The following is a 19,059-nucleotide window of genomic DNA, read 5'->3' as shown; positions in this document are numbered from 1 at the left end:
GGGGGTGATTTTATTGTCAAAGATTAGAGTATATGAATTGGCAAAAGAGCTTAATGTGAGCTCAAAAGATTTAATAAATTTATTAATGGAAGAATTTGGTGTTGAAGTTAAAAATCATATGAGTGTAATAGAAGATGAAGACGCAACACTAATAAAAGAATTATTAGGTGATACAAACACTTCAGAAGAAGGTAAGAAAAGTTTAGTTGATGAATATGAAGACGAACTTGCTGAATCACTTAATAAAGGCGTAAGAAAAAAGAAAAAGACTAAAAAGGAATTAGAGCAAGAAGAAGTTGAAAGAAATGCTGAAGCTGCATGTGGAGTAATTGAAATTGGTGAAACAATAACAGTTAAAGAATTATGCGAAAAGCTAGGTAAGCCAACAAATGACGTTATTAAGAATTTAATATTTATAGGCGTAATGGCTGGTGTTAACCAAGAAATAGACTTCGCTACAGCTGAAAAACTTTGTGAAAAATATGAAGTTTTAGTTGAAAGAAAAGAAGAAGAAACTGAGTTAGAAGCATTCGAAGAAGAAACAGATATTGTTGAAGAAAACTTAGAAAAGAGACCACCAATAGTAACAATCATGGGTCACGTTGACCATGGTAAGACTTCACTTTTAGATGCTATAAGACATGCAAAAGTTACAGCAAGTGAAGCCGGTGGAATAACTCAACATATTGGTGCTTACACAGTATCATTAAATGGAGAAAAAATTACATTCTTAGATACTCCAGGACATGAAGCTTTCACAGCTATGAGAGCCAGAGGAGCTCAAGTTACTGATATAGTTATATTAGTTGTTGCAGCTGATGATGGTATAATGCCACAAACTAAAGAAGCTATAAACCACTGTAAAGCAGCCGAGGTACCTATGATAGTTGCTATCAACAAAATTGATAGACCGGGAGCTAATATTGATAGAGTTAAACAAGAATTAACTGAACATGGTTTAGTTTCAGAAGACTGGGGTGGAGATACTATTTGTGTTCCAGTTTCAGCTAAGACTGGTGAAAACCTAGAAAGCTTACTAGAAATGGTATTATTAACATCTGAAATGCAAGAGTTAAAAGCTGATGCAAATAGAAAAGCAAAAGGTACTGTAATTGAAGCTAAATTAGATAAAGGTAGAGGAGCAGTTGCATCTTTACTTATCCAAAATGGTACATTAAATGTAGGAGATTCAATCTTAGTTGGTACTACTTATGGTAGAATAAGAGCTATGTTTGATGATATGGGTAAGAAAATAAAGAGTGCTGGACCATCTATTCCAGTTGAAATATTAGGTCTTTCTGAAGTTCCATCTGCAGGTGATAGGTTTATAGTTTGTAAAGATGAAAAAACTGCAAGAAATATGGCTGACTTAAGAAAGCAAAAAATTAAAGCGGATAGTCACCAAGCTTCAAACAGAGTTTCATTAGAAGACTTATATAGTCAAATTCAAGAAGGAAAAGTTAAAGAATTAGCTATAGTTGTTAAAGCTGACGTTCAAGGTTCAGTAGAAGCAATAAGACAATCTTTAGAAAAATTATCTACTGATGATGTTAAAGTAAGAGTAATTCATGGGGCTGTTGGTGCTATAACAGAAACAGACGTTACACTTGCTGCAGCTTCAAATGCTTTAGTAATTGGATTTAACGTTAGACCTGATGGAAATGCAATGGTTCAATCAGAAAAAGAAAACATTGAAATTAAGACATATAGAATTATATATGATGCAATTGAAGATGTTAAGACAGCTATGATTGGTATGCTTGATCCAGAATATAAAGAAGTTGTAAATGGTAAAGCTGAAGTAAGAATGACATATAAGATTTCAAACGTAGGAACTATAGCAGGATGCTATGTTATCGACGGCAAGATTGTAAGAAATTCTGAAGTAAGAGTAATTAGAGATGGTATCGTAATATTTGAATCAACATTAGCTTCTTTAAAGAGATTTAAAGATGATGCCAAAGAAGTAGCTAAAGGTTATGAGTGTGGTTTAAGTGTTGAGAAATTCAACGACCTTAAAGAAGGCGATATTATAGAATCATTTACAATGGAAGCTATTAAAAGAAAAGAGCTTTAAGAGGTGTTTTAAATGGCTAACTATAGAGGCGGAAGAATAAACGAAGAAGTAAAAAGAGAAATTAGTAATATAATAAGAAATGAAATAAAAGATCCAAGACTTACTGCTATGGTATCAGTTACTGATGTAAAAGTAACTAAAGACTTAAGATACGCAAAGGTATTTGTAAGTATATTTGGAAAAGATGATGAAGAAAAGAACAATACATTTGTTGCTTTAAAAAATGCTAGTGGATATATTAGAAAAGAAATAGGTCAAAGAATTAATTTAAGATACAATCCTCAAATAATATTTGAACTTGATGATTCAATAAATTATGGAATGCATATTGAAGAATTAATTCAAAAGGTAAAAGATAAGTAATATGACACTAGGTCAAATTGCTAAGTTTATATTAGAAGGCAAAAAGATAGGCATTACCTACCATGTATCACCAGATGGTGATGCGGTAGGTAGTGTTCTTGCACTTTTTAACGCTTTAAAAAGTTTAAACAAGGATTGTTACATATTATCAAAGGATACATTATCAGATAATTTGAAATTCTTAAAAGGATCTGATGAAGTTACAGGAGAAATTATAGAACCTGACGATGAAACAGATATTGTAGTAGTTCTTGATTGTGGAAATTTAGAGAGAGTAAGTGCAAATTTAAAACAATTCACTGGCACAATAGTAAATATAGATCATCATCTTTCAAATGATAAATATGGTGATATTAATTATATAGATTCAAATGCAGCGGCAACAGCTGAAATAGTATTTGAGTTATTAAATTTAATGGGAATAAACTTTGATGAAGCAAATAGTGTTATTAAGGATATAGGAACTTGTATGTATACTTCAATAGTAACGGATACAGGTGGATATAGACATTCTAATGTAACTGAAAGAACACATAAAATATCTGCAGCATTAAAGAAAATAGGTGTAGATAATACTTTTATTTACCAAAGCCTTTTTGATAATAAGGATTTTAGTAGAATAAAGCTAATAGGAAAAGCATTAAGCAATATGCAACTTATTTTAAATGGTAAAGTTGCATTATTAGAATTAGATAAAGCTTTTACAGAAGATTTAGGAATTGATATAGGTGATACATCAGATATAATATCTTATGGACTTCAAATTAAAGGTGTTGAAGTAACATTATTATTAAAAGAAGTTGAAGATGGTGTTAAAGCTAGCCTTAGAGCAAAGAGTTATGTTGATGTAAGAAAAATAGCAGAAGTCTTTGATGGCGGTGGTCATATAAGAGCTTCAGGAATAAAAATCAAAAATATGTCAATGGAAGAAGCTAAATATGAAATATTAAATGAAATACAGAAAGAGTTGTAAGATATGAATGGTATTTTAAATATCTTTAAACCAAAAGGAATGTCCTCTTTTGATGTGGTTAGAGTTATAAAAAAAGTAGCTAAAACAGGAAAGGTTGGACATACAGGAACATTAGATCCAGAAGCAACAGGGGTATTACCTGTATGCATTGGAAGAGCAACTAAAATAATAGATTATATCATGGACTCAGAAAAGGTATATGAAGTTACTTTTAAGCTGGGAATTAGGACAACTACTTATGATTTAGAAGGTGAAGTTTTAGAAGAAAAGGATACTTCTCATTTAAGTGATAATGATATATTGACTGTAATAAAAGAATTTATAGGGGAATATTCTCAAGTTCCACCTATGTATTCAGCATTAAAGCAAAATGGTGTTAGACTTTATGAGTTAGCTAGAAAAGGAATAGAAGTAGAAAGAGAAGGAAGATTAATAAATATCCATAATATTGAAGATATTAAAATAGATAATCCATATGTTTCTATGAAAGTTACATGTTCTAAGGGAACTTATATAAGAAGTCTATGTTATGATATAGGGGAAAATTTAGGTGTTTTTGCAACTATGACAGAGTTAAATAGATCAAAAACATCTGTATTTGAACAAAGTAAATCAATTAACGTTAATGATTTAACAGAAGAAAATATATATGACTATATTGTAACTATGGAAGAAGCATTAAGTAAATATGAAGCTATTATAGTTCATGGAAAGTATGTAAAACTTCTTGTAAATGGAGTAAGAGTTGCTGATAATAGATTTACTAAAGATAAGATTATTAATGATAGATTATATAGAGTATATGATGAAAATAATAATTTTATAGGCCTAGGTGAAAGAAATAACGCTGGCTTTAAAATAGAGAAGTTACTGATCACATAGGAGAAGAAGTAATGCTAATATATGATAATAAGGCTTTGGATGAAGAAAATAGAAGTACTTATATAGCTCTTGGTAGCTTTGATGGATTACATTTAGGTCATTTATCATTAGTTAGAAAAGTTAAGAGTTTAGCTGATGAAAATGGAGGAAAGTCTATAGTTTTTACTTTTAAAAATCATCCTAGAACATTTATAAATATTAAAAATAAAATAGAACTTATTATGACCAATACAGAAAAGGTTAAAGTATTGCAAGAAGAAGGTATAGATATACTAGCATTTAAAGACTTTGATGATAAGATGATGAAAATGATGCCTGATGAGTTTATAAAGTGGTTATGTGAAACTTATAAAGCAAGGGGCATTGTTGTAGGCTTTAATTTTAAGTTTGGTTATAAAAATTTAGGGGATGTTGAGCTTTTGAAAAAGTTCCAGGAAGAATATAAATATGAATTATATGTAATGGAGCCTTGTAAGCTTGGATCAGAAATAATAAGTTCTACATCTATTAGAAAAGAATTAATAGATGGAAATGTAAAAAAAGCATTTAATATGCTATCTAGGCCATATCTACTTTCAGGAAAAGTAATAGATGGGAAAAAGTTAGGAAGAACTATAGGATTTCCAACTGCTAATTTAGAAATAAATGAAAAAAAAGTTATTCCTAAAAAAGGTGTTTATTATACAAATGTAGAAGTTAATGGAAAATTTTTTAAAGGAATTACTTCAGTAGGGAATAATCCTACTGTAAATGGGAAAGAATTAACAGTAGAAACTTATATTTTAGATTTTAGTAATGATATATATGGAAAAGAAATTAATGTTTATTTTATCGATAGAATTAGAGATGAAGTAAAGTTTAATAATATTAATGAATTAATTGAACAATTAAAAAAAGATAAAAATTTTGCAGAGAAAAGTAATAAAGTAATTAGCTAAAATAATTTATAAATTTATATTATTAGATAATAAAATCTAAATAAATTTAAAATTATAAATTATGTTTACAAGATAGACTTACTTTGCTATAATATTTCATGAAGAACCTACTTCTAAGATTTGAGGGTGATTTCTCTTTTCCTGGAAATAGGGGATAAATTAACTGGAGGTGTCATTATGGACGCAATAAGAAAGCAAGAATTAATCAAACAATACGGAAGACACGAAGGAGACACTGGTTCACCAGAAGTTCAAATCGCTCTTTTAACTGAAAGAATCAACTCATTAACTGGACACTTAAAAGTTCACAAAAAAGACCACCACTCAAGAAGAGGTCTTTTAATGATGGTTGGACAAAGAAGAGGTCTTTTAAATTACTTAGCTGATCAAGATATCGAAAGATACAGAGCTATAATAGCACAATTAGGCTTAAGAAGATAGTCTTTATAGAGCGGGTTTTATCCGCTCTATTATTTTAAAAAAATTAAATTAGTAGAACCGTAAAACCTGAAGGGAGGTTATTAAATGACTAATATACTAGAAAAAAATATAGCTGGTAGAAATATGAAAGTTGAATTTGGTAGAGTAGGAATGTTATCAAATGCAGCTATTTTTATGAGCTATGGAGATACAGTAATATTAACAAATGTTAATGCTTCAGAAAAACCAAGAGATGGAATAGATTTCTTCCCATTAAGTGTTGAATATGAAGAAAGATTATATGCAGTTGGTAAAATACCAGGTGGATTTATAAAAAGAGAAGGTAGACCTTCAGAAAATGCAATTCTTTTCGGAAGAGCTGTAGATAGACCATTAAGACCATTATTCCCTAAGGGATATAGAAATGATGTTCAAGTGGTTTGTACAGTTGTATCAGTAGAACAAGATAACTTACCAGAAATTCTAGCAATTAATGCTGCATCAATGGCATTATCTATATCAAGTATTCCTTTCACTAACCCGGTTGCAGCAGTGCAAGTAGGTCTTATAGATGGAAATTTTGTTTTAAACCCAACATCAAAAGAAAGAGAAGAAAGTATTCTTCAATTAACTGTTTGTGCAACTAAAGACAGAGTTATGATGATTGAAGCTGGTGGAGACGAAATACCAGAAGAAACAATGATTAAAGCAATTGAATATGGTTTTGAAAAGTGTCAAGATATAGTTGCTTTCCAAGAAGAAGCTATGGCTAAGTTCGGAAAAGAAAAGGATGAACCTGTTCTTTATAAACCGGATGCAGACCTTACAAAAGATATTAAAGAATTCGCAGGTGAAATGATTAAAGAAGCTATGTGGATTACTGATAAGGATGAAAGAAACGCAGCAATGGATGCAGTAAACGATAAAATAACTGAAGAATTTGCTGAAAAGTATCCTGACAATTTTGCAGACTCTAAAGAAATAGTGTATAACATGCAAAAAGAAGTAGTTAGAGATATGCTTTTAAATCACTCTAGAAGACCTGATGGAAGAGCTTTCGATGAAATAAGAAAGATTACTTGTGAAGTTGATTTACTTCCAAGAACTCACGGAACAGGATTATTTACAAGAGGATTAACTCAAGTTATGACAGTAGCTACATTAGGAGCTGTTGGAGATATTCAAATAATAGATGGTATTGGTGAAACAGAATCTAAGAGATATATGCATCACTATAACTTCCCAGCTTACTCAGTAGGAGAAGTTAGACCATTAAGAGGTCCAGGTAGAAGAGAAATAGGTCATGGAGCTTTAGCGGAAAGAGCTTTAGAACCACTTATTCCTTCGGAAGAAGAATTCCCATACACAATTAGATTAGTATCAGAAGTATTAAGTTCTAATGGATCAACTTCTCAAGCTTCTGTTTGTGGATCAACATTAGCATTATTAGACGCAGGGGTTCCAATAAAGAGACCAGCAGCAGGTATTGCAATGGGACTTATAACATCAGAAGATTTAGCTGAAGAAGAAGTTTTAACAGATATCCAAGGAATTGAAGATTTCTTTGGAGATATGGACTTTAAAGTAGCTGGTACAACTGAAGGGATAACTTCAATTCAAGTTGATACTAAGATTAAAGGATTAAGCTTTAATGTAATTGAAACTGCAATTAAGAATGCAAGAAAAGCTAGATTACACATTTTAGATAAAATTAATGAATGTATACCAACACCAAGAACAGAGGTTTCTAAATTTGCACCAAAAACATCTACGATTTCAATAGATCCAGAAAAGATAAGAGATGTAATTGGAGCTGGTGGTAAGGTTATTAATAAGATAATAGCTGATACAGGTGTTAAGATTGATATAAAAGAAGATGGTACAGTATTTGTTTCATCTGCTGATCATGATGGTGTAAATGAAGCTATCAGAATTATAGAAGGATTAACTAAGGAAGTTCAAGCTGGTGAAGTTTATTTAGGAAAAGTAACTAAAATAGCTGCATTTGGAGCATTTATTGAAATTTTACCTAATAAAGAAGGACTTTGTCATATTTCTAAATTAGATAAGAAGAGAGTAGAAAAGGTTGAAGATATTGTATCTGTTGGAGATGAAATTTTAGTTAAGGTAACTGAAATAGATGCTCAAGGAAGAATTAACCTTTCAAGAAAAGATGCTCTTCCACAAGAAGAGATAACTGAATAATAGAAATGTTAAAAGAGAATTTAAAATAATTCTCTTTTTTTTACTATATAGAATAAATATGATAAGATTAAAATAAACTAAAAGCAAATCGATAAAAATGGAGGCAAATATGTTTAATTTATATACATTAGATAATGGATTAAGAGTTGTGACAGAATATATTGAACATGTTAATTCAATAAGTGTAGGAATTATGGTTCAAAATGGCTCAAGAAATGAAAGTAAAGATGTCAATGGAATTTCACATTTTATAGAGCATATGTTCTTTAAAGGAACAGAAAAAAGAACTGCAAAAGAAATAGTGCAAGAAATAGAAAATATAGGTGGACAAATAAATGCTTATACAAGTAAAGAAACTACTTGTTATTATATAAAAGCATTAAATACTCATGTAGATTTATGTTTAGATGTAATTTCTGATATGTTATTAAACTCAAAGTTTGATGAAGAAGAAATTGAAAAAGAAAAGGGTGTAGTTATTGAAGAGATAAATATGAGTCAAGATAATCCAGAAGATGTATTAGATGAAATACATTCAGAAGCTATCTTTGGAAATGATTCTTTAGCATATCCTATTTTAGGGACGCCTGATAGAATAAAATCTTTTAATAGAAAAAAAATTAAGGATTATATTAGAACACATTATACTCCTTATAATTCTGTTCTTAGTATTTGTGGAAAATTTGATGAAAAAGAATTGAAAAAGCTTATAGAAGAGAACTTCGGAAAATGGAGTAAGGATGATGTATATAATCCAACATATGAACCTATTTCTTTAAAGCATGGAAGCAAGTATGCAGAAAAACAAATAGAACAAGTTCATATAAATTTAGGGTTAAATGGATTACCATATGCCGATGATAAGTCATATTCATTAGTACTATTAAATAATATATTTGGTGGTGGAGCATCATCAATACTTTTCCAAAAAGTTAGAGAAGAATTAGGTTTGTGTTATAGTGTTTATTCTTATATGCAACCATATTTAGGGGTTGGAACATTAAATATATATACAGGATTAAGTAATAAATATTGTGATAAAGCAATAAGTGTTATTAATAAGCATTTATATGATTTTGCTGATAAAGGTATAAGTAAAGAGTTATTAGAGATTAATAAAGAAAAGATTAAGGCAAGTTATATTTTAGGACTAGAAAGTACTTCATCTAGAATGTTTGCTAATGCAAAGTGCTTCTTGTTACAAAATAAAATAAAGACTCAAGAAGACGTTATTAATAGAATTAACAAAATAGATAATGAAGACATAAACTATGTATTGGAGAGATGTTTTAAGCCAGGAATAGTTAGTAGTGCTTTTGTAGGGCAAGGAGTAGAAGCTGATAAATTGAATTCAATTATCAATAATTCTAAAGTTGCATATAAGAGTTGTACTGATGAAAAATTCCTATTGTAAGTTTTGCTTATAGTTGATATATTATTTAGGGAGATTAAAGTGCTAACTGGGTTTTAAGATTATATGTAAAGTAATATATTACCTATTGAATGCATAATATTATGTATAACAAGGAGGTAAGTATTATGAAGGATTTTGAATATTACGAAAAAAAGCCAGAAAGTCAACTTAGAGACTTAAGTGAGTTAGAAAGATATGAAATTTTCAACTTAGAAAGTGCAGAAAAGTATGACAGCGCTCAAAATATTGATTTTATAATTGACGAAGAAGGATATCTTAAATTCCTGGTTGTTGGTATTAGTACAAGTAAGTTTAGCTTCTTTGGTAGTAAGGAATATGTTGAAATACCATGGGAATGTGTAACAAAGATTGGAACTAATGTCATAGTAATCTCTGCCGAGGAAGGAAAGATAAAAAGAGCGAGAGCTTAGAAAACTTAAGGGGGAGATTCCTTGAATATCATAGTGCAAAAATTCGGAGGAACATCTGTATCTACAGAGGAAAGAAGAAAACAAGTAATAAAAAAAATAGGGAAGGCAATTGAAAATGGATTTAAGCCAGTAGTAGTAGTATCTGCCATGGGAAGAAAGGGAGAACCATATGCTACAGACACCCTATTATCGCTTGTAGATAGTAATTTTAAAAATAATAATAAAAGTGCTCAAGATTTATTAATGTGTTGTGGAGAAATAATAAGTTCAGTAGTTTTATGTAATGATTTATATAAGCATGGAATAACTGCAGTACCATTAACTGGAGGGCAAGCAGGAATTATAACAAATGAAGTTCATACTGATGCACAAGCTATTGATGTAGATACTCATAATATAATGAAGATTCTAGAAGCTGGAAAGGTACCAGTAGTAACAGGATTCCAAGGAGTTACTAGAAATGGATTTTTCACAACTTTAGGAAGAGGTGGAAGTGATACCTCTGCATGTATATTAGGAGTTGCATTAAAGGCTAAAGAAATAGATATATATACTGATGTTGATGGTATAATGACAGCAGATCCAAGAATGGTAGAAGATGCATCTCTTATAAATGAAATGACATATAATGAAGTGTTCCAATTAGCTGATCAAGGTGCAAAGGTTATTCATCCAAAAGCTGTTGCTTTAGCTAAAAAAGGTAATGTGCCATTAGTTATTAAGAACACTATGAATGATTCAAAGGGTACTGTAATTAAGAGTAATGTTTCAGAAGAAGAAAAGAGATTAATTTCTGGAATAACTCATTTAAATAATAGAATACAAGTAAGAGTAAGATTATCAGAGAATAAAGGTAAAAGCTCTTATAGAAGTCTTTTGGAATTATTAGCTAAAAATCATATTAGTTTAGACTTAATAAACATTTTCCCAGAACATCAAATGTTTACTATTGATTCAAGTGAAAAAGACAAACTTTCAGAAATTATGAGTAAAGCTGATATTAAGTATACTACTATTGAAGAATGTAGTACTATAGCTGTTGTAGGAGCAGGAATGAATGGAGTACCAGGAGTTATGGCAAGAATAATAAATACTTTAACAAGTAATGAAATTGAAATATTACAAACAACAGATTCAAATATGACTATTTGGTGTTTAATTTATACTAAAAAAGTTCCTGATGCAATAAGATTACTTCATAAAGAGTTTGGTTTAGGGAAATAGTTAATAAAAAGGTTCTTTAGTAAAGCTTAATATATTTTACTAAAGAACCTTTTTATTTTTATATAATAAATAATTATTTGATGTATTTTAATATATAATAATTTTATATATAATAATATATATATTATTTACGTAAGAAGGAGTAAGAGTTATGGAAATAAATTTTAATGAAAAAGCAAAAGAAGCATTAGAAAATTTAGTAAGAGAAAGTTCAGAGGAGTATGTAAGAATAAAAGTTTTCTATGGATGTGGAAGACCCGGCTATGAATTATACTGTGATTTTAAAAATGATGATGATGTTGAAGAAGTAATAGACGGAATTAAGTTTGTTGTAAATAAAAAAGATGTTAGAGCTTGTAATAAGCTTGAAATTAGATATGATAAAGAAGTTTATAATAAGGGATTTTATATTAAGGATTTAGATTAGTATAGAGGCTATGCAATTTTTTGCATAGCTTTTAATTTTATAAATATTATTTAAAAAAATTGGGAAAAATAATGTAAAAAGGTTAGAGGTGAAAAATATGAGCGATAAAACAATTAAAGAATTAAATAAATTCCTAACAGGAATTCATATGGGAGGGGCTACTTTTAAAGATTATTTAGATAAAGCACAAAATTTAGAACTTAAAGGAACTTTAAAAAAAATTATAGAATCATTTAAAGTACATGAAGAAGCTATAACTCATAGAATAGAAGAATTGGGAGGGAATGCAAGTGATTCATTGGGGATAAGAGGAAATATTGCGGAAGCATTTGAAAAGATAAAACTTATACCAGTTAATACAGATGCCGAAGTTTGTGAACATGCAATAAAGGCTATGAATATGGGAATAAAAAATGCAAATAAGTTTATAGAAGAAAATAAAAACATGGAACAAAATGTAATGAATGATATAAAAGGTGTAATAAAAGACTATGATGACCATTTAGTTGTTTTAAATAATTTAAAAACTAAATTATGCAAATATTAATGAAATTTTTGAGCTTATGGTATATACTTATTAAGAGAAATTATAGATTGTGAGGAATTTTTATGAAAAAAATATTAAAAACATCTGGAATATTAGGAATTTTGGCTATTTTTGTTTTAATTTGTTTTGGATGTAGTAAAAATGTCGAAATGGTAAGACCAGCTACAGCAGAAGAAGCGATGGATTTATTTAATAAGTATAACTTAGAAAATAATGTAGAAGAAATGGTTAAATTATATTCAAATGAATATATAGATTATCTTGGATATGATGTAAACCAAATAATAAAGGTAATGAAGAAAAATAGAAAAGAGCTTAATATAAAATCTTCAATAACAAAAAGTATAGAAGATATAAATGAAAATTTAAAAAAAGCAGTAGTAACTATTTCAGCGGTAGTAGATAATAATGATACTACTGAAGACTATGTATACGCAATAATAAAAGAAGATAATGGATGGGCAGTTTCACCAGATAGTATTACTAAATGCATAGATTTTGATGTTCCAATGGATAAAGAAAAAGAATTTAATTTAAATTTAGTTAAAGAAGCTGTGCAATTTGATGGTGCACTTATAAGAGTTAATTTATATAATGGTACTGGTAATTCTTATGTTTTTGGAACTTCAGATCAGAAAACAGAAATTGTAGTTGAAACAACAGAAGGAACATTTAAAAGTGTAGTAGAAGAACCACAAAAAATAGATAAAAAAGCAAGAAGTTATTTTATAGCAAAAATTCAAGATTTAAAAGGTGATATAACAAAAGTTACAGTAACTTCATTATTTGAGCTTGATAAAGATGGAAATGCAATTGTAGATACTAAACAAGACATAACAGCATATAGTAAATAAAATAAATACCAGTAGCCTTTTAGCTACTGGTATTTATTTTATTATTTTCTATAGCAGGTATTTTATTTAAAATTTCATAGTATTTATTTATCATTCCTAAATTTACTACATTTTCAATAATACTATAATGCTTTTTGAAAGGAATACCTTTAAGAAAATCACTACAATTTACAAGACAATTTGAAATATAAAAGTCAATTTCATTAATACAGGATAAAATTAATTCATCAAAGTTTAATGAATTTGAATTAAATAATACATTATATGGATTAAAATTATTAGTATTAAGATCATCTTTCAAATCATCAAGAGCATCTATTAAATAAATCCATTTTCCTATAAAATATCCAAGATTATATAGATTTTCTCGTAAAGTATTTGAGTCATCTTCAAATTCATATGGATAATCACTCAAAATACTTCCCATTACATCACTAAAAGGATGAGTTATTTCATCTAAGGAAGAAAAATTTTTTTCTTTTTCAAGATAAGATAATAGCTCTATATTTTTTGAAATTTTATCAGAAATATTGTCTAATTCAAGTAAGCTTTTTTTTGACGATGAAGAAAGGAGAAATTTAAAAAGTTTACTTTTTACACTTTTATCATCCTTTATGTTATCTTTTAGTTTGTAATCAAAAAGGAGTATACTTAAATTAGCACAATAATTTAAAGCATTTGTTTTTTTTGTTATTATAATATTTTTACCTGGGTGCCTTAAACATTTAATTGAATCAAAATTTAGAGGGGCACCATAAAGTCCATCTAATAAAAATCCTATAAAGGTTAAGTCGTAATTTAAACAGAATCTTGGAATATTTCCGTATTCTCTTTTAATTTCATTACATAAACCACAATAATAGCTTCTAAAGTATTCAAATTCTTTAAACTTTAGTTCGCTTTTAAGAGGTGTAACATAGCCAAACATTAAACTTCTCCTTTATTAAGGCAAAAAGATATTTAAATAAGAACTAGCACATTCCACCGCCACCTGAATTTCCACACATATTCATTCCGTTTCCGCCACCCATTAAACTTTGCATAAGCATATTTTGCATAGGATTGTTACCTCCGCCCATGCCACCCATCATATTAGCTATATTACCCATAGGATTAGGATTGTTAGCAGCATTAGAGTTATCCATAGGATTAGCGCCACCAGCAGGAGTACTTCCACTAGCAGGATTAGCTCCGCCCATTGGGTTACCAGAAGAATTATTCATAAACATATTTAAAATATTAGGATCTATTCCGCCTCCACCACCGGAGCCACCGCACATATTATTTGTTTGACCACCGCCACCACACATATTATTGTTATTATTAGAACTGTTATATTGCATTGCCCTAGCATAATTTGCTTTCATTTGTCTAACTTTTTTTACAAGAATCATTAAAGCTTGTTGATATTCTTCATTATTAGGATTTAACTCAGCTGCTGTTTTTAAATGATTTACACCAGCTTGGAACCAGCCTTTCTTTAATAAAACAAATCCTTGTAGATAATTCCATTCAGGAGAAGTCTTATCAGATATTAGATTAAGCTCTGTTTCAGCTGATAAAAATTGTTGCTTTTCGATTAAGCTTCTTATATCTTTATATTTTAGGTTATTAGTTAATAAAGTATAAGCCTCATTTATTTCCTCAAGTTTATCCTCTGCAAGGGGTTCTTCAATGGAATCATTAAAATTATTTACACTATAGGTATTAGCTAATGATTCGTAAGCATCTTTAATTTCGTCTAATGAAGCATTTGGTCTTATGCCAAGCACTTTATAAGGGTTCATATATAAATCTCCTTAGAAAAGATTACTGAATTATTATAATATATTCAGAGTAATCTAAATAAGTGATTCATATAAATTATTAGAATTAAAGATTAAATACAATCAATTAAATCTCCACCCATACATTCACAACATTGATCTAAACATATTAAATCACAGCAACTAAAATTACCACAGTCACAACAATCATCGCAACAGCAACAAGAACAACCTCGATTACGGCGTCTATAGCCATTGTTATAATAATCATCAGAGTAATGTCTATGTCTACTCATTAAGCTAATAAGATGATTTTTATATAGTGTATTATTAGGAGAAATAGAAACGGCTGTTTTTATATGATGTAAAGATTCATCAAACCAAGCTTTTTTTTCTAATAATAAGCTATAAAGATAATGATAATCAGCGTTTTCATTAGAATATGAACTTAATAAGCTTTCTGCTGATAAAAAATCTCTTTTATTAATTAGATTAATAATTTTAATAAATGAATTATTGTTAATAGAATATGAACTATTCATAATAATCACTCCTTAAGATATAGTATGTAAGTATTAATTAGTATAAAAGTAATATTGTATTTATTATATACAATATTTAAAAATAAATCATTATTAAAAAAACAAAAGAAAAATTTAAAGATAATATTTACTATTATATAATAATTATGTTAGAATTATAAAAAAATAATTTAAAAGGAGATAATTATGGAAAAGTTATTTTTACAATATCCAAAATGTACTACTTGTAGAAAAGCTAAAAAGTTTTTACAAGAAAACAATGTAATTTTTAACGATAGAGATATTACTATAGATAATCCAACAGTAGAAGAGTTAGAAAGCTGGATAGAGCTAAGTGGATTAGAAGTTAAGAAATTCTTTAATACTTCAGGTGTATTATATAGAGAGATGAATTTAAAAGACAAAATAAAAGAAATGTCAAAAGATGAAATGATAAAGCTTCTTGCAACTGACGGAAAGCTTGTTAAAAGACCACTTTTAATATGTGAAGACAAAGTATTAGTTGGTTTTAAGGAAGAACAATATAAAGAAATATTATAAAGTTAAAGAAAAAATATATATAAATAATCTATTGGGTAATATTAATTCAATAGATTATTTTTTATTTTAAGAAGACTATGTTATTGTGGTAAAATATTTATTAGTGGTTTTTTATTGATACTTTTATATTTATAAAAAAGCATTAATAAGTATTTATATAATAAATACAAAGTTTATTTAATGAGGTGGAAGAAGTTGGACATAACACAATTAAATACTTTAATATTAAAAAAGGATACGAACAATCGTCTACATAAAGGAATGAGATGTTATAAGGAAGGATTAGTATTAGATGTTAAGTCTATGGCAGATAAAGATTATGGATCTTTAGATATTTATGGAAAAGTAATGTCAAGTAGTGATATTAATGTTTATAATACTAACTTATCTTTTGATATAAAGAAGAACGATTTAATTTATACAGAATGCAATTGTATTGACTTTGAAAGTAACTGTGACTTTAATTCTACTTATATATGCAAACATATTGGAGCTACATTTTATAAGTTTATTGAAGCGGTAGAAGAAAAGAAAAAGTTGAAAAATAAATCAGATACAGTTACAAATGAGATAGAAAAATTAGATTATTCTGAAGTTATTTTAAAGGAAATTGATAGAATTATTAGACATAAAAAAGAAAAGGTAAACTTAAAAATAAATATTAGTAAAAAAAGCTTAAATAAATATGAATTTTATTATGAGCTAGATTTAAAGATAGGAACTAAAAAATATTATGTAGTTAAAAATATCGCAGATTTAATTAATGCTAGAAAAAATAATATTAAAATAGCATATGGAAAAGAATTTAAATATGATCCTATAATTCATTATTTTTCAGATGATGATGAGAGAGTTTTAAATTTTATTGAAGAATATGTATCATTAAGGCAGCCTTTTGAAAAAGAGTACTCTGTGCAAAGAATAACTAATAATGTTTTTGGAAGTAATAAAACTTTATTTATTCCACAAAGTGCTTTAAGAAGATTTTTAAATAATATTAAAAGTGAAAGTATTTCAATTACCAATGAAAATGAGATTATTGAAGATATTGAGGTTGTTAAGAATGATTTACCTATAAAGTTTAATATAAAAGAAGAGGAAAGTGAAATAAAATTATCATCTACTTCGGAGTTACCAAAGTCTATGACTTATAAGGGAGATGTTTACTTATATAATAATAAAATATATTTACCATCCTTAAAGCAAATAAAATATTATAAATCTATAAATAATATTTTAAATAAAGAAAGTGTTATTTCCTTTAAAAATAAAAATAAGCAAGAAGTAATTAATAAGGTAATACCATTGTTAGAAATTATAAGCAATGACATATATATCGAGGACAGTTTAAGTAAAAATATAATTAAGGAAGATTTAAAGGTTGAAGTTTATTTTGATAGAGAAAGAAACAAAACTTGGGCTGAAGTTAAAGCTATTTATGGTGATGTTAACTTTAATATTTTAAATGGGCCTAAGGATGATGAGTATGTAATTAGAAATATAAATGAAGAAGAAAAATTAGAAAAGGAATTAAATGATTTATCATTCTATAGAAATAATGAAAAATTCCTGTTTAATGGAAGTGATGAAAAACTTTTTGATTTACTTTCAGGAGATTTAAGAAGTCTTAAAGAAAAAGCTACAATTTTTTATTCTGATAGATTTAAAGAAAGAAAAATTTATGGAGCTACATCAATTAATGCAAGAATTTCAGAAGAAGGCGGGAACTATTTAGATTTTACATTTAATATTGAAAATGTAAATGAAGATGAATATAAGAAAATACTTCAAGCATTTAAAGAAAATAGAAAATTCTTCAAGTTAAAAGATGAAAGTTTTATTGATTTTAGGGATACAGAAGTTAGACAATTATTTAATCTTGTTGATAGTTTAAGTGATGATGTAAATATAAAGTCTAACGAGATAAAGATTCATAAAAGTAAATCAATATTTTTAAATGAGTGTATAAAGGATAATAATTTATTATTTGTGGAAGGTAAGGATATTGTAAAGCATATTGCAAGTAAAATTGAAAAATTAGAGGAAATAGATTATAAGATTCCACAAGAGTTAAAAGCAACTTTAAGAGATTATCAATTAACTGGATTTAAATGGTTTAAAACATTAAGTTATTATGAGTTTGGTGGAATACTAGCTGATGAAATGGGACTAGGAAAAACAATACAAACTATTGCATTTTTATTATCAGAAAAAAATAAAAAAAGTATTATAATTACACCAACATCATTAATATATAATTGGAGAAGTGAATTCGAAAAATTTGCACCTACAATGAAGATAAAAGTTATTCATGGAAATAAAGAAGATAGGATATTTACAAAAGAAGAAATAGAAGAGTTTGATGTATTATTAACTACCTATGGAACCTTACGAAATGATTATGATTTATATGAAAATATAAAATTTGATTTCTGTATAATAGATGAAGGGCAAAATATTAAAAATCCTTTATCACAAAGTAGTGAGGTAGTAAAGGAGTTAAATGCAAAAGTGAAATTTGCATTAACAGGTACCCCTATAGAAAATAATTTAATTGAGTTATGGTCATTATTTGATTATATTTTACCAGGATATCTTTATTCAAAAAGAAAGTTCCAAGATAAGTTTATTAAAGCGGAGAATGGTTCAGAAGAACTTAAAAAACTTATTAAGCCATTTATATTAAGACGATTAAAAAGTGATGTAATGAGTGAATTACCAGATAAAATTGAAAAGAGATTTTTAATAGAAATGACAGAAGAACAAAAGAAGGTATATAAGGCCTATGTAGAGGATATTAAGATAAAAATGAAAGAGAAAGATTTTACTAAAGATAAAATAACAATTTTCTCTTATTTAACTAAGCTAAGACAACTTACATTAGATCCTTCAATATTAATAGATGGATATACTGGTGGTAGTGGTAAGATAGATGTTACTGTAGAACTTGTAGAAAACTTTATAAAAGAAAATCATAAAATACTTTTATTTTCACAATTTACATCTGTACTTGATAGTATAAAAAATATATTGGAAGCAGAGGGAATAGAGTATTTCTATTTAGATGGATCAACAAAGGCTTCAGAAAGAGTACAATTAGTTAATGAGTTTAATGATTCGGATAAGGTGAAGATATTCTTAATTTCATTAAAGGCTGGAGGAACAGGGCTTAATTTAACATCAGCAGATGTAGTAATTCATTTTGACCCATGGTGGAATCCAGCAATTGAAGATCAAGCAACAGATAGAGCTCATAGATTTGGTCAAAAGAATGTTGTAGAAGTAATTAAGCTTATATCAAAGGGGAGTATAGAAGAAAAAATAATAAGGCTTCAAGAAAGTAAAAAAGAAATAATAAATGAGATAATGAGTGGAAATTATACTAATGGAGGATTCCTTAGTAGCTTAAGTTCTGATGAAATAAAAGAGCTTTTTAATTAATATAAAAAAGCACTG

At 27.9% G+C, this 19,059-nt stretch carries 18 protein-coding genes; 15 read left to right on the top strand and 3 right to left on the bottom strand.

Annotated features, from left to right (window positions below):
• The first annotated feature begins 13 nt into the window (after positions 1 to 13).
• The 13 genes from infB (at position 14) to I4V51_RS07820 (ending at position 12,755) form a co-directional block, all read left to right on the top strand.
• Positions 14 to 2,077 carry a translation initiation factor IF-2 gene (gene infB, locus I4V51_RS07880; protein ID WP_195987778.1) on the top strand — a complete coding sequence of 688 codons (2,064 nt, stop codon included), beginning with the start codon at positions 14 to 16 and terminating at the stop codon, positions 2,075 to 2,077.
• A gap of 12 nt (positions 2,078 to 2,089) precedes the next feature.
• Entirely contained in the window at positions 2,090 to 2,440 is a 351-nt protein-coding gene (gene rbfA / locus I4V51_RS07875; RefSeq protein ID WP_195987777.1) for a 30S ribosome-binding factor RbfA, read from the top strand.
• 1 nt (position 2,441) lies between these two features.
• Positions 2,442 to 3,413, top strand: a complete 972-nt coding sequence (locus tag I4V51_RS07870) for a bifunctional oligoribonuclease/PAP phosphatase NrnA (protein WP_195987776.1) — start codon at positions 2,442 to 2,444, stop codon at positions 3,411 to 3,413.
• A 3-nt stretch (positions 3,414 to 3,416) separates the two neighbouring features.
• Entirely contained in the window at positions 3,417 to 4,295 is an 879-nt protein-coding gene (truB, locus tag I4V51_RS07865; protein ID WP_195987775.1) for a tRNA pseudouridine(55) synthase TruB, read from the top strand.
• 11 nt (positions 4,296 to 4,306) lie between these two features.
• Positions 4,307 to 5,233, top strand: a complete 927-nt coding sequence (locus I4V51_RS07860; RefSeq protein ID WP_195987774.1) for a bifunctional riboflavin kinase/FAD synthetase — start codon at positions 4,307 to 4,309, stop codon at positions 5,231 to 5,233.
• Between the two features lie 177 nt (positions 5,234 to 5,410).
• Positions 5,411 to 5,674, top strand: coding sequence for a 30S ribosomal protein S15 (gene rpsO / locus I4V51_RS07855; protein ID WP_195987773.1), 264 nt, complete (start codon positions 5,411 to 5,413; stop codon positions 5,672 to 5,674).
• An 84-nt stretch (positions 5,675 to 5,758) separates the two neighbouring features.
• Entirely contained in the window at positions 5,759 to 7,858 is a 2,100-nt protein-coding gene (locus tag I4V51_RS07850; RefSeq protein WP_195987772.1) for a polyribonucleotide nucleotidyltransferase, read from the top strand.
• A gap of 109 nt (positions 7,859 to 7,967) precedes the next feature.
• Complete coding sequence (locus I4V51_RS07845) at positions 7,968 to 9,272, top strand: pitrilysin family protein (protein ID WP_195987771.1); 1,305 nt, start codon at positions 7,968 to 7,970, stop codon at positions 9,270 to 9,272.
• A gap of 125 nt (positions 9,273 to 9,397) precedes the next feature.
• Positions 9,398 to 9,703, top strand: coding sequence for a YlmC/YmxH family sporulation protein (locus I4V51_RS07840; protein WP_195987770.1), 306 nt, complete (start codon positions 9,398 to 9,400; stop codon positions 9,701 to 9,703).
• 21 nt (positions 9,704 to 9,724) lie between these two features.
• Positions 9,725 to 10,927, top strand: coding sequence for an aspartate kinase (gene dapG / locus I4V51_RS07835; RefSeq protein ID WP_195987769.1), 1,203 nt, complete (start codon positions 9,725 to 9,727; stop codon positions 10,925 to 10,927).
• 151 nt (positions 10,928 to 11,078) lie between these two features.
• The gene (locus I4V51_RS07830) at positions 11,079 to 11,354 is read left to right on the top strand and encodes a hypothetical protein (RefSeq protein WP_195987768.1); all 276 of its coding nucleotides are present in this window, start codon (positions 11,079 to 11,081) and stop codon (positions 11,352 to 11,354) included.
• 97 nt (positions 11,355 to 11,451) lie between these two features.
• On the top strand, positions 11,452 to 11,901 hold the full coding sequence (locus I4V51_RS07825; RefSeq protein WP_195987767.1) for a DUF2383 domain-containing protein: 450 nt from the start codon (positions 11,452 to 11,454) through the stop codon (positions 11,899 to 11,901).
• 62 nt (positions 11,902 to 11,963) lie between these two features.
• Positions 11,964 to 12,755, top strand: coding sequence for a hypothetical protein (locus I4V51_RS07820; RefSeq protein ID WP_195987766.1), 792 nt, complete (start codon positions 11,964 to 11,966; stop codon positions 12,753 to 12,755).
• Positions 12,756 to 12,774: 19 nt separating this feature from the next.
• Here the strand turns inward: I4V51_RS07820 and I4V51_RS07815 are convergent, their stop codons facing one another.
• From I4V51_RS07815 to I4V51_RS07805, 3 genes are all read right to left on the bottom strand, one after another.
• On the bottom strand, positions 12,775 to 13,683 hold the full coding sequence (locus I4V51_RS07815) for a DUF5685 family protein (RefSeq protein ID WP_195987765.1): 909 nt from the start codon (positions 13,681 to 13,683) through the stop codon (positions 12,775 to 12,777).
• Positions 13,684 to 13,726: 43 nt separating this feature from the next.
• Positions 13,727 to 14,542 carry a J domain-containing protein gene (locus I4V51_RS07810; protein WP_195987764.1) on the bottom strand — a complete coding sequence of 272 codons (816 nt, stop codon included), beginning with the start codon at positions 14,540 to 14,542 and terminating at the stop codon, positions 13,727 to 13,729.
• 92 nt (positions 14,543 to 14,634) lie between these two features.
• Positions 14,635 to 15,063, bottom strand: coding sequence for a molecular chaperone DnaJ (locus I4V51_RS07805; protein ID WP_195987763.1), 429 nt, complete (start codon positions 15,061 to 15,063; stop codon positions 14,635 to 14,637).
• A gap of 186 nt (positions 15,064 to 15,249) precedes the next feature.
• On the opposite strand from I4V51_RS07805, the gene I4V51_RS07800 reads away from it, so the two are divergent.
• Complete coding sequence (locus I4V51_RS07800; protein ID WP_195987762.1) at positions 15,250 to 15,603, top strand: arsenate reductase family protein; 354 nt, start codon at positions 15,250 to 15,252, stop codon at positions 15,601 to 15,603.
• A gap of 195 nt (positions 15,604 to 15,798) precedes the next feature.
• Positions 15,799 to 19,044 carry an SNF2 helicase associated domain-containing protein gene (locus I4V51_RS07795; protein WP_243281443.1) on the top strand — a complete coding sequence of 1,082 codons (3,246 nt, stop codon included), beginning with the start codon at positions 15,799 to 15,801 and terminating at the stop codon, positions 19,042 to 19,044.
• Positions 19,045 to 19,059: the final 15 nt, after the last annotated feature.

Source organism: Clostridium sp. D53t1_180928_C8 (assembly GCF_015667795.1).
Classification (GTDB): domain Bacteria; phylum Bacillota; class Clostridia; order Clostridiales; family Clostridiaceae; genus Clostridium.
This window is presented reverse-complemented; position numbering and strand designations above follow the sequence as displayed.